The 12,041-nt window shown below is 71.9% G+C and carries 10 protein-coding genes and 1 pseudogene; 4 read left to right on the plus strand and 7 right to left on the minus strand.

Annotation, left to right across the window (positions count from 1 at the left end; translation table 11 throughout):
* Positions 1-49 precede the first annotated feature (49 nt).
* Both HTZ82_RS30685 and HTZ82_RS30690 read right to left on the minus strand, forming a co-directional pair.
* Positions 50-874, minus strand: coding sequence for a hypothetical protein (locus tag HTZ82_RS30685; protein WP_175412675.1), 825 nt, complete (start codon positions 872-874; stop codon positions 50-52).
* 5 nt (positions 875-879) lie between these two features.
* On the minus strand, positions 880-1,503 hold the full coding sequence (locus HTZ82_RS30690; protein ID WP_175412676.1) for a papain-like cysteine protease family protein: 624 nt from the start codon (positions 1,501-1,503) through the stop codon (positions 880-882).
* A gap of 238 nt (positions 1,504-1,741) precedes the next feature.
* Here HTZ82_RS30690 and HTZ82_RS30695 point away from each other — a divergent pair, with 238 nt between their 5' ends.
* Positions 1,742-2,794, plus strand: coding sequence for a hypothetical protein (locus tag HTZ82_RS30695; RefSeq protein WP_175412677.1), 1,053 nt, complete (start codon positions 1,742-1,744; stop codon positions 2,792-2,794).
* A gap of 6 nt (positions 2,795-2,800) precedes the next feature.
* Here HTZ82_RS30695 and HTZ82_RS30700 read toward each other — a convergent pair whose 3' ends face one another.
* Positions 2,801-3,229, minus strand: coding sequence for a Rieske (2Fe-2S) protein (locus tag HTZ82_RS30700; RefSeq protein ID WP_175412678.1), 429 nt, complete (start codon positions 3,227-3,229; stop codon positions 2,801-2,803).
* 139 nt (positions 3,230-3,368) lie between these two features.
* Complete coding sequence (gene uvrA / locus HTZ82_RS30705; protein WP_175412679.1) at positions 3,369-6,293, minus strand: excinuclease ABC subunit UvrA; 2,925 nt, start codon at positions 6,291-6,293, stop codon at positions 3,369-3,371.
* Between the two features lie 194 nt (positions 6,294-6,487).
* Here uvrA and HTZ82_RS30710 point away from each other — a divergent pair, with 194 nt between their 5' ends.
* The 3 genes from HTZ82_RS30710 to HTZ82_RS30720 all read left to right on the plus strand — a co-directional run bounded on the left by HTZ82_RS30710 (position 6,488) and on the right by HTZ82_RS30720 (position 9,348).
* Positions 6,488-7,177: a maleylpyruvate isomerase family mycothiol-dependent enzyme gene (locus HTZ82_RS30710; protein ID WP_175412680.1), complete on the plus strand. Its 690-nt coding sequence runs from the start codon at positions 6,488-6,490 to the stop codon at positions 7,175-7,177.
* Positions 7,178-7,214: 37 nt separating this feature from the next.
* The gene (locus tag HTZ82_RS30715) at positions 7,215-7,871 is read left to right on the plus strand and encodes an MBL fold metallo-hydrolase (RefSeq protein ID WP_175412681.1); all 657 of its coding nucleotides are present in this window, start codon (positions 7,215-7,217) and stop codon (positions 7,869-7,871) included.
* A gap of 184 nt (positions 7,872-8,055) precedes the next feature.
* A complete protein-coding gene (locus HTZ82_RS30720) occupies positions 8,056-9,348 on the plus strand; it encodes an MFS transporter (RefSeq protein WP_175412684.1) in 1,293 nt (430 codons plus the stop codon).
* 9 nt (positions 9,349-9,357) lie between these two features.
* Here the strand turns inward: HTZ82_RS30720 and HTZ82_RS30725 are convergent, their stop codons facing one another.
* The 3 genes and pseudogenes from HTZ82_RS30725 to HTZ82_RS30735 all read right to left on the minus strand — a co-directional run.
* On the minus strand, positions 9,358-9,657 hold the full coding sequence (locus HTZ82_RS30725; protein WP_175412682.1) for a hypothetical protein: 300 nt from the start codon (positions 9,655-9,657) through the stop codon (positions 9,358-9,360).
* A 69-nt stretch (positions 9,658-9,726) separates the two neighbouring features.
* Entirely contained in the window at positions 9,727-10,707 is a 981-nt protein-coding gene (locus tag HTZ82_RS30730) for a TerC family protein (protein WP_175412683.1), read from the minus strand.
* A 245-nt stretch (positions 10,708-10,952) separates the two neighbouring features.
* Positions 10,953-12,041: pseudogene (locus HTZ82_RS30735) on the minus strand (export associated protein); the annotation flags it as partial.

Raw genomic sequence — 12,041 nt, forward strand, 5'->3', positions numbered from 1 at the left:
GGGGTTGTACGGGGGCGGGCCCGTGTGGGGCGGGCCCGCCCCCTGCCGGTCAGGCGGCGGTGCGGCGCCTGTGCCGGCGGGCCGCGACCAGGGCCGTGGCGAGGGCCGCCGCGAGGGCGGCCGCCGCGGTGACGGCGGTGCCGGTGGCCGGGGTGGTGCCGGTGGCCGGGGTGGTGCGGGGGTCCCCGGCCGCCTGCTGCTGCGGCTGGTGTTGTTGCTGTTGCTGCGGTGCCGTGTAGCCGCCCGCCTTGCCCGTGCGGGCGTAGGCGGAGCCAGGCAGCTTGTCGCCGTAGGCGGCCGCTACGCGCGCGTGGTACGCCGTGAGCGTCGTGCCGCCGTCCCCGACGGCCCGTACCGCGTCCTCGTCCAGGGGGAGCACCTTGTTCCCCTTGTGCACGTACCAGGCGTCGATCTGCGGTTCGCGGAAGACCGTGCCGCCGGGCAGCCGGCGGGCGCCCTGTTCGGCGTACCGGATCTCGTCGTCGCCGGTCGCGATGTTCACGACCTGCCACTCGCCGCCCTTCTGCCGTGCGGTCCAGACGGACGCCCGCTGCCCGTCGGCGGCGACCGCGCGTGCGGCGTGGAACTCGACGCGGGCGACGGGCGCCCCGGCCCGGCCGGCGACGAAGTCCGGTGACAGGACGTGGACGGGGACCGTGCCGCCCTCGATACGGGGCTGGGCCGCCGCCCTGGTCACGGCGCCGTCGCGGGCGAAGAACCGGGACAGCGTGTCGAGCGTCGCGCGGTCCTCGACCGCGTCGCCGGGTGTCGGGGCGGCGGAGGCAGGAGGCGCGGCGAGCGCGAGCAGGGCCGCCGCGGCGAGTGCGGTGGTGGTCGTGACGGCGGCGGTGCGCCGCCCTCTCGGGTCCGTCATCCGTCTCACGCCCCGATCCGGTAGAGCGAGTGGGTCCAGGAGAACGAGTTGTTGTCGACGTACCAGGCGTGCGACGCCCAGTTGTAGCGGTCGCTGGAGGGCCACGGGTCGCCCCAGTACACCCAGCTCCGGGAGTCGTCGTAGCCGTAGATCACATGCATGTGGCCGCCGCCGCTCGACCACTGGATGCGGGTCTCGACGGGCCGGTTCGCGTTGATCTCGGTCTGGACCGTGGAGTACCGGAGCCAGCCGTTCACGTACGAGCCGGGGTTGATGCCGGCCCAGCGCAGGCCGGTCTGGACGTTGCCGAGCGTGGCCTGCCAGTTGGGGCAGTCGTAGCCCTGCTGCCGGTTGAACGCGGCGTTGCAGAACTGGTTCTGGCTGTAGTCGCGGCCGTACCAGGTCGCGATGGTGTTGCCGGCGGCGGCCCAGCACCAGTTGCTCTTCTGCTGGGCCTGCATGGTGATGCCGAGGCGCTTGTAGGCGAGTGCGGTCGGGGCGGACGGGTCGTCCTGCGGTGCCGCGGTGGCCGTGGCGGTCGGCACCGTCAGCAGGGCGGCGCAGACGGCCGCGGCGATGCCGAGGCGGCGTCTGTTCCGGTGCGGCTGCTTCGTACAGGGGTTGTGCATCGCGTTCCTCCGTTGGGGATGTGGGGAGGGAGGAGCGCGTCCGGACGCGTTGTTCGAAGCATCAATCGTTGTCGGGAACAGGTCAACGCGCTTCAATGCGGGGTGACATCGCGGTGTGAGCGCAAGTGGTTGCCCTGTGAACGACCGCGCGCCGCCCGACCTGCTCCTCGTTCCCCCGGGCGGGCCGTCGGCGGGATGTCGTACCGCCCCGTACGTGAACGTTCACTGAGGAGCCCTCGTGGGACACACCGAGGCCCAGGCCGATCTGGCGCAGCTGCTGCACACCGGTCCGTTCCATCTGGCGCTCCGCGCGGCTCTGGCGGTGCGCGGACTGCCGCTCCAGCGGGTGCAGCACCATCTGGCGCACCGGGGCATCAAGGTCGGCGTGACGAGCCTGTGCTACTGGCAGCAGGGGGCGCGGAGGCCGCAGCGGCCCGAGTCGCTGAAGGCGGTGCGGGCGCTGGAGGAGCTGCTCGAACTGCCCGGGGGCTCGCTGATCCGGCTGCTGGAGGGTGCGGCGCCGGGCGGCGACGGGGCGGTGGGTGGGGCCGGTGGTTCGGGTGGGTCTGGTGGGCCTGGTGGCTCGGGCGGGCCCGGTGGTCCGGGTGGTCCGGGCGGGCCTGGTGGCTCCGGCGGGCGGCGCGGCGATGTGGTGGTGCGGCCGGCGGCCCGCTCGTACCGGTCGCTGGTCGAGGCGTCGGGGGTGGTGGAGAGGCTGATCGCGGGCCTGGGGTGGCCGGCGGACGGGGGGCTGCACACGGTGGGGCACCACGAGCGGGTGCGGATCGGTGCGGCGCGCGAGCTGGTGGGGCGGGACTCGCTGCACGTGGTGCGGGCGCACCGGGACGGCGTTGACCGCTACCTGGCCATTCACCACGGGGACCCGGGGTGCGAACCGGAGCGGGTCGCGGTGGTGGCGGGCGACAACTGCCGTACGGGGCGGGTGCGTACGGACCGGGCGACCGGCGTGGTGATCGCGGAGCTGCTGTTCGACGCGCGGCTGCGGGCCGGGGACACGTACGTCTTCGGCTACGGCTTCGAGGACGGTACGGGCGGGCAGAGCGCCGAGTACGTGCGCGGGTTCAGTTTCGCGGGCGGGCAGTACGTGCTCCAGGTCGCGTTCCACGAGGACGCGCTGCCGGTGCGGTGCCGCCGGTTCGCGCAGGCGTCGGCGGGGTCGCCGCGCGGGGCGCGGGGCGACCTGACGCTGAGCGGGCTGCACCGCACGGTGCACCTGGTGGAGCAGGGCGTGCGGCCCGGGCTCCTGGGCATCGACTGGGCCTGGGCGTAGCCGGGGTCAGGCCTGCGGGCCCGCGATCAGCTTGCCGTCCTTGACGGTGACGGGGACCTCCGGCAGCGGCACGGTCGCCGGGCCCTTGAGTGCCTTGCCGGTCGTGACGTCGAAGCGGCTGCCGTGGCAGGGGCAGTTGCCCTCGTTCTCCTCGATCTTGTCGAGGAGGCAGCCCGCGTGGGTGCACTGGGCGCTGAACGCCTTGTACTGGCCCTGGGCCGGGCAGTGCACGAGGACGCGCTGCTCCCGGTACAGCCGCGCCCCGCCGACGGGGACCTCGTCCGCGGCGCCCAGGGGCACGGGCGCTGTCGGTGTGGGCGTCCGGGCGTGGCCCAGCTTGGACTCCGTGGAGCAGGCGGCCGCGCCGAGTCCCGCGGCACCGGCGAGCGCGGCGCCTTTCAGCACGGTACGGCGGGTGGCGGGCAGGCCGGACATGGGTGCTCCACGGGGGTGCGACGGACGTCGGGGTACGGACCTGACGATACCGACGCGTATCGCCGGGCCCTCAGGCAGGGTGAGCCGAACGCCCGGCAGGCCGGGGGCGCCCCGCACGCACGGGGCGCCCCTGCCTGGCTCAGGCCTTGCGGGCGCGGGTCGCGGTCTTGCGCGCGGCACTCTTGCGGGGCGCCTTCACCGGGGTCGCGTCGCTGATCTTCTCCGGCTCCAGGATGTCGCGCAGGAACTTGCCCGTGTGGCTCGCCGGGACGCCCGCGACCTGCTCGGGGCTGCCCTCGGCGACGACGAGGCCGCCGCCGCTGCCGCCCTCGGGGCCCATGTCGACGACCCAGTCGGCGGTCTTGATGACGTCCAGGTTGTGCTCGATCACGATGACCGTGTTGCCCTTGTCGACGAGGTTGGACAGCACCTTGATCAGCTTCGAGATGTCCTCGAAGTGCAGACCCGTCGTCGGCTCGTCCAGGACGTAGACCGTGCGGCCCGTGGAGCGCTTCTGGAGCTCGCTGGCGAGCTTGACGCGCTGTGCCTCACCGCCCGACAGGGTCGGCGCGGACTGGCCGAGCCTGACGTACCCGAGGCCCACCTCGTTGAGCGTCCTGAGGTGGCGGGAGATCGTCGGGACGGCCTCGAAGAAGTGCAGGGCCTCCTCGATGGGCATGTCCAGGACCTCGGCGATGGACTTGCCCTTGTAGTGGACCTCCAGGGTCTCCCGGTTGTAGCGCGCGCCGTGGCAGACCTCGCACGGCACGTACACGTCCGGCAGGAAGTTCATCTCGATCTTGATGGTGCCGTCGCCGGAGCAGTTCTCGCAGCGGCCGCCCTTGACGTTGAAGGAGAACCTGCCCGGCAGGTAGCCGCGGACCTTGGCCTCCATCGTCTCGGCGAACAGCTTGCGGACGTGGTCGAAGACACCCGTGTACGTGGCCGGGTTGGAGCGCGGCGTGCGGCCGATGGGCGACTGGTCGACGTGGACGACCTTGTCGACGAGGTCGTCGCCGTCCACGCGCGTGTGGCGCCCGGGTACGGACTTGGCGCCGTTCAGCTCGCGTGCCAGGTGCGTGTACAGGATGTCGTTGACCAGCGTCGACTTGCCGGACCCGGACACTCCGGTGACGGCCGTGAGCACGCCGAGCGGGAACGCCACGTCGATGTCGCGCAGGTTGTTCTCGCGGGCGCCGTGCACGGTGAGCCGGCGGGCGGGGTCCACAGGGCGGCGGATGTCGGGCACCGGGATGGACTTCTTGCCGGCCAGGTACTGCCCGGTCATCGACTCCTTGTTGGCGAGGAGCTGCTTCAGGGGCCCGGAGTGGACGACCTTGCCACCGTGCTCACCGGCGCCGGGGCCGATGTCGACGACCCAGTCGGCCACCTTGATGGTGTCCTCGTCGTGCTCGACGACGATGAGCGTGTTGCCCATGTCACGGAGCCGTACGAGGGTCTCGATGAGCCGGTGGTTGTCGCGCTGGTGCAGGCCGATGGACGGCTCGTCCAGCACGTACAGCACGCCCACCAGGCCGGAGCCGATCTGTGTGGCGAGCCGGATGCGCTGGGCCTCGCCGCCGGAGAGGGTGCCGGCCGCGCGGTTCAGCGACAGGTAGTCGAGGCCGACGTCGACCAGGAAGCGCAGCCGCTCGTTGACCTCCTTCAGCACCCGCTCGGCGATCTTCTTGTCGCGGGCGTTGAGGGTGAGCCGGCCGAGGAAGTCGGCGCACTCGCTGATGGACATGGCGGAGACGTCAGCGATGGACTTCTCCATGATCGTGACGGCGAGGACGATCGGCTTGAGGCGGGTGCCCTCACAGGTGGGGCAGGGCACCTCGCGCATGTAGCCCTCGAAGCGCTCGCGGCTGGAGTCGCTCTCGGCCTCGCTGTGGCGCCGCTTCACGAAGGAGACCGCGCCTTCGAAGGCGGGGGTCGTGTAGGCCCGCTCCCTGCCGTACCGGTTGCGGTAGCGCACCTCGACCTGGGTCTTGTGGCCGTACAGCAGGGCCTTCCTGGCCCGCTGCGGCAGGCCGGCCCACGGGATGTCCGTACGGAAGCCGAGGGCGTCGGCGAGGCCGCCGATGAGCCGCCCGAAGTACTCCTTGGTGTGGCCGTGCGACCAGGGGTGGATGGCGCCCTCGTCGAGGGACCGGTCCTCGTCGGGGACGATCAGCTCCGGGTCGACCTCCATGCGCGTGCCGATGCCGGTGCAGTCGGGGCAGGCGCCGAAGGGCGAGTTGAAGGAGAACGAGCGGGGTTCGAGCTCTTCGAAGGACAGGTCGTCGTACGGGCAGTACAGGTGCTCCGAGTACATGCGCTCGCGGTCGGGGTCGTCCTCGGGGAGGTCGACGAAGTCGAGCACGACCATGCCGCCGGACAGGCCGAGCGCGGTCTCCACGGAGTCGGTGAGCCGGCGCTTGGCGCTGTCCTTCACGGTGAGGCGGTCGACGACCACCTCGATGGTGTGCTTCTCCTGCTTCTTCAGCGTGGGCGGCTCGGTCAGCTGGACGGTCTTCCCGTCCACCCGGGCGCGGCTGTAGCCCTTGGTCTGGAGGTCCGCGAAGAGGTCGACGAACTCGCCCTTGCGCTCGCGCACCAGCGGCGACAGCACCTGGAAGCGGCTGCCCTCGGGGAGCTCCAGGACCTTGTCCACGATCGCCTGGGGCGACTGGCGGGAGATCGGCCGGCGGCACTCCGGGCAGTGCGGCTTGCCGATGCGCGCGAAGAGCAGGCGCAGGTAGTCGTAGACCTCGGTGATGGTGCCGACCGTGGAGCGCGGATTGCGCGAGGTCGACTTCTGGTCGATCGAGACGGCCGGTGAGAGGCCCTCGATGAAGTCGACGTCGGGCTTGTCCATCTGGCCGAGGAACTGCCGGGCGTACGAGGACAGCGACTCGACGTAGCGGCGCTGGCCCTCCGCGAAGATCGTGTCGAACGCGAGGGACGACTTGCCCGACCCGGAGAGACCGGTGAAGACGATGAGCGAGTCGCGCGGCAGGTCGAGCGAGACGTTTTTCAGATTGTGCTCGCGCGCGCCACGGACGATGAGACGGTCGGCCACGCCGGTCCGCACCTTTCTTGAGATGAGCGGGGGCACAGCCCCCGTCCCAGACTGTTCCAGCCTATGGGGGCCGCCAGATGGATGAATGCCTGACTTTCAAGGATGCCTCCACCGAGCGTATAGCACGTGCATTCGATTTTGGTCCGCGCTCCACCACCTTCACCCGATCGAGTGGCGGCGCTAGGGTCAGCAGCATGATCGATCACGCACATGACCTGGCCTCGGTACGCGAGGCGACCGACCGGCTGCTCAGCGCGGCCGCCGCACTCGACGACGCCGCCGTCGCCGCGCCGTCCCGCCTGCCGGGCTGGACCCGCGGCCACGTCCTGGCCCACCTGGCCCGCAACGCGGACGCCCTGGTGAACGTGCTCCAGGGCCGGCCCATGTACGTCAGCGGCGAGGCCCGCGACGCCGACATCGAGCGCGGTGCCCCGCGCCCCCTGGACGCCCAGCTCGCCGACCTGCGTGAGACGGCCGCCCGCTTCCAGGCCGAGGGCGACGCCCCGGCCGACTGGAGCCGCACCGTGGAGCTCCGCAACGGTGTGACGGACCAGGCGGCCCGGGTGCCGTTCCGCCGCCTCGTCGAGGTCGAGCTGCACCATGTGGACCTGGGCGTCGGCTACGAGCTGGAGGACCTGCCGAAGGAGTTCACCGAGCGCGAGATCGACTTCCTGACGGACCGGTTCGCCGGACACCAGGACGTGCCCGCGACCACGGTGACCGCCGACGACGGCCGTACGTGGACCACCGGCGGCGGCGCCGCGGGCGGCCCTGTGGAGGTGCGCGGCACGGCGGCCGATCTGCTCGGGTGGCTCGCCGGGCGGCGCGACGGCTCCGCCCTGTCGGTCTCGGGCGGCCCGCTCCCGGCGCTGCCGCCGCTGTAGGCCGCCCGCTCCCAGGCCCCGGCGATAGGCTGATCCCATGACGTACAGCGGAGCGGTGAAGGTCGGCGGTCCCGCGGATGTGCACGAGCTGGCGGACCTGATCGTCTCGAAGGTCGCGGTCGGCCCGATGGACAACAACGCGTATCTGCTGCGCTGCCGGACCACCGGCGAGCAGCTCCTGATCGACGCGGCGCACGACCCCCGGACGCTGCTCCAGCTGATCGGTGACGACGGCATCGCGTCCGTCGTCACCACCCACCGCCACCACGACCACTGGGGCGCGCTCGCCGACGTCGTCGCCGCCACGGGCGCCCGTACGTACGCCGGGCGGTACGACGCCGCGGGCATCGACGTCCCGACCGACGTCCTGGTGGAGGACGGCGACACGGTCCGCGTCGGCCGCGTCGAGCTCACAGCCCGTCATCTGCGGGGCCACACGCCCGGTTCCATCGTGCTGGTCTACGACGACCCGCACGGCCACCCGCATGTCTTCACGGGCGACTGCCTGTTCCCGGGCGGCGTCGGCAACACCTGGAAGGACCCGGAGGCGTTCGCCTCCCTGCTGCACGACGTGGAGACCAAGCTGTTCGACGTGCTGCCGGACGAGACCTGGATCTACCCGGGCCACGGCAAGGACACCACGCTCGGCGACGAGCGCCCGCAGCTGCCGGAGTGGCGCGCGCGGGGCTGGTGATCCCGGCACCCTGACCACGCACCACGCACCACGCACCACGCGCCCGATCCGGCCACGTGCCATCCCCGCGCCTCCACGCGCCCCGTAACGGGCGTGCGCGCTGGGTAGTTGGCGCGACATGCGCCACAGTCATACCCATCCGGACCGCCGCACCGATCGTGCCCAGGGCCGGACGCCGCCGTCGATGGCGCGGCTCGCCGCCGCGTCGCTCGCCGGGACGGCCATCGAGTTCTACGACTTCTTCGTCTACGGGACGGCCGCCGCGCTGGTACTCGGCCCCCTGTTCTTCCCGACGTTCTCGCCGGTGGCCGGGACGCTCGCCGCGTTCGGCACGTTCGCCGTCGGGTTCGTGTCCCGCCCGCTCGGGTCGGTGCTTTTCGGCCATATCGGCGACCGTTACGGGCGGAGGCCGGTGCTCTTCGCGTCGCTGGGGCTCACGGGCGCGGCGACGGTCGCGGTCGGGTGCGTCCCGTCGTACGCGACGCTCGGCGTGGCGGCTCCGGCGCTGCTGCTGGTGCTGCGCTTCCTGCAGGGGCTCGGCCTCGGCGGCGAGTGGGGCGGGGCCGTGCTGCTGACCGCCGAGCACGCTCCGGAGCGGCGGCGCGCCCTGTGGGCGTCGTTCCCGCAGATCGGGCCTTCGGTCGGGTTCCTGCTGGCGAACGGGGTGATGCTGGCCCTGTCGGCGGGGCTGAGCGATGCCGCGTTCCGGGAGTGGGGGTGGCGGGTGCCGTTCTGGGCGGCGGGGCTGCTCGCGCTGGGCGGACTGCTGCTGCGCACGTCACTGGCGGAGACCCCGCAGTTCCAGGAGCTCGCCGAGACCGGGACGCGGGCGAGCGCGCCGCTGGTGGAGGTGGTGCGCCGGCACTGGCGGCTGGTGCTGCTGACGGCGGGGGCGCTGGCGGTCGGGTACGCCGTGTTCTACGCGGTGTCGACGTGGGCGCTGGCGTACGGCACGGAGCGGCTCGGGGTGAGCCGTACGGTGATGCTGGTGTGCGTGATGGCGGCGGTGGCTGTCAAGGGGGCCCTGACGCCGTTCGCCGCGATGCTGGGCGACCGGTACGGGCGGCGGCCGATGTGCCTGGCCGGGTGCGCCGCGTCGGCGCTGTGGACGTTCCCGATGGTGGGGCTGCTGCACACGGGGCGGCCGGTGCTGATGTTCCTCGGGTTCCTCGGGTCGCTGCTGGCGTTCATCACGATGTTCTCGGTCGTCGCCGCGTATCTGCCGGAGCTGTACGAGCCGCGGGTGCGGTGCACGGGTGCGGCGGTCGGCTACAACCTGGCCGGGGTGCTGGGCGGGGCGCTGACGCCGATGGTGGCGACGGCGGCCTCGGGTGGCGCGGGGCCGCCGTGGGGCGTCGCCGCCTATCTGACGGGGATCGCCCTGTTGAGCCTCGGCTGCTTCGCGCTGCTGCCGGAGACCCTGCCGTCGCCGGTGGCGGCGGCGCGGGAGCCGGCGGAGGAGGCCGCCGCCGTCTGACGGGCGGGCTCAGCTCGGGTATTCCTCGAGGACGTCGCAGTTGACGAACTTCGTCGGCCGGGTGCACAGGGCTTCCAGGCGCCCGGCCATCTCGGACGTGCGGGGGTCGTCGCTGTTGCGCATGGCCTCGTCGTACGAGTTGAACGTGACCACGGCGTAGTAGCGGTTGGGGTTGTCACGGTCCTTCAGGAGGACACTGCTGGTGGGGCTGTAGTCGCGGCGCTCCGCCTCGTCGTCCCACTCGCCCATCACGCCGCGCATCTCGTCCACGCGCTCGGTCTCGAAGTCTACGATCTGGATGAACTTCATGGCGTCCACGCAAACACCGGCCGGGTGACCCGGCAACCCGGCCGGTGCGGCGCGTACGCCAGGCGGGGGTCAGACCCGCGTGGACTCCTGCTCGCGCTCTTCGGCGGCCGTCTGCCGCCGGGCCGCCACCAGGCTGGTGATGGTGGTGATGACGAGGACTCCGCAGATGACGCCGAGGGACACCGGAATGGAGATCTCGGGGACGTGCACCCCGGACTCGTGCAGGGCGTGCAGGATGAGCTTCACGCCGATGAAGCCGAGGATCACGGACAGGCCGTAGCTGAGGTGGACCAGCTTCTGGAGCAGTCCGCCGATGAGGAAGTACAGCTGGCGCAGGCCCATCAGCGCGAAGGCGTTCGCCGTGAACACGATGTACGGGTCCTGGGTCAGGCCGAAGATCGCGGGGATGGAGTCGAGGGCGAACAGCAGGTCCGTGGTGCCGATGGCGAGCATGACCACGGCGAGCGGGGTCAGGATGCGCTTGCCGTTGTCGCGGAGGGAGAGCTTGGTGCCGTGGTAGCGGTCGGCGACGCCGAAGCGCTTCTCGATGGACTTGAGGAGGCGGTTCTCCTCGTACTCCTCGTCCGGCTCGTCGGTGGAGGCCTCCTTGACGAGCTTCCACGCGGTGTAGATCAGGAACGCGCCGAAGATGTAGAAGACCCAGGAGAAGTTGGCGATGATCGCGGCGCCGGCGGCGATGAATCCGGCCCGCATGACCAGGGCTATCAGCACACCGACGAGGAGGACGCGCTGCTGGAGGTGTGACGGCACGGCGAACTTCGCCATGATCAGCACGAAGACGAAGAGGTTGTCGACGCTGAGCGACTTCTCGGTGATGTAGCCCGCGAAGAACTCGCCGGACGCCTGGTTCTCGCCTGCGAACAGCAGGCCGAGGCCGAACGCGGCGGCGAGGACGATCCAGACGACCGTCCAGATGCCGGCTTCCTTGACCGACACGTCATGGGGCTTGCGCCCGATGAAGAAGTCGACCGCGATCAGGGCGAGCAGACCGAGAACGGTCACCACCCAGACAGTCATCGAAACGTCCACTGTGCCTCCGGCTTCGTACGGCTACTGATCAGCGTCGTCGCTGCCGGAGGTCTCTTCCACCCGAGCGGCACCGTCGGCAACGGCGCGCGCGACGGGCCGGCGCCCCGGGACCGGTCTCGTGTCCGACCGGTCCGTACTGACGGGAACGCCGCGTGTGGGAGTACTCCCCTCCGCGTTGCAGGCAACCGTACCCGAAGCACCAAGAGAAGGTAAAGGGGAACCAAAAGGAAGCTCAAAGTGGCAGTTCAGCGGCCCCAATTGCGGCGGGCTTCGGCCACCTCGCCGAGCACCTGCCGGAGGATCGCGCTGCCGGCCGGGATCCTGGGGGGCTCGTACGTCCAGGAGTGGCCCACCCACGGGTCGGCCAGGTGGTCGTCCGGCACGGGCGTGACGCGCAGCAGCGAGCGCCACAGCGGGTCGAGGACCGGCCCGTACGCGGAGGCCTCCTCGCGGTCGGCGACCATCATCAGGTGCACGCCCACGGCCGGGCCCTCGTCGGCGAGGTAGCGGAGCTGGGTGACGGCTCGGTCGTCGAAGCCGTGCGGGAAGTCGTTGACGACCAGGAGCTGTTCGGCGGTGTCGAGGTCCGGCGGGAGCGCGTCGGCGCCCGCGCCGCCGCGGACGGCCATCTGCACCAGGTCCACACGCTGGGTCAGCCGGGACAGGACGGTGGCCACTCCCCCGGCGCCGGTGGCCGGGGGTGCGGCGAGGGCGCCCGAAGCGGTGAGCGGCGCGAAGGCGTCGGCGGCCGCGCCCGCCGGGTCGATGACGTGGACGGTGAACTCGCCGGGCGGGTAGACGGCCAGCATCCGCGCGGTGTGCGCGACGGCCGTGTCGAGGGCGAGGCGGCGCAGCTCGGCCTCGTCCGTGAACAGGGCCTCCTGGGAGCCGCGGCGCCCCCGGTCCACCCACAGGCCGCGTTCCAAGGGCAGCCGGAGCAGCATGGGGATGCGCAGCTCGGGGCGCTCGGGGAGGTGGAGGTCACCCAGGCGCACGGCCATGGGGATCTCCATGGGGACGCGGTAGGCGTGCCAGACGGGGTTGTCCCAGCGGGCGAACGCGGGCGGGAGCGCGGGCTCGACGACGTCGGACTCGGCGGCGAGCTGGGCGAGGTCCCGGTCCAGGGCATCCTGGGCCCGGTCGGTGAGCTCCTGGCACCTGGCGCGGGCGGCCGCGCGGGCGGCGTCACCGGCGGAGCCGATGCGGCTGCGCGGGTCGGACAGGACGCGGTCGAGCTCCTGGTCCATGCGGGACTCCGCGAAGTCGACGGCGCTGCGGTAGGCGGCGGCCGCCCGGGCCAGGTCCTCGAACATGCCCCAGACCTGGTTGTAGAG

Source organism: Streptomyces sp. TRM64462 (assembly GCF_013362995.1).
Taxonomy (GTDB): Bacteria; Actinomycetota; Actinomycetes; order Streptomycetales; family Streptomycetaceae; genus Streptomyces.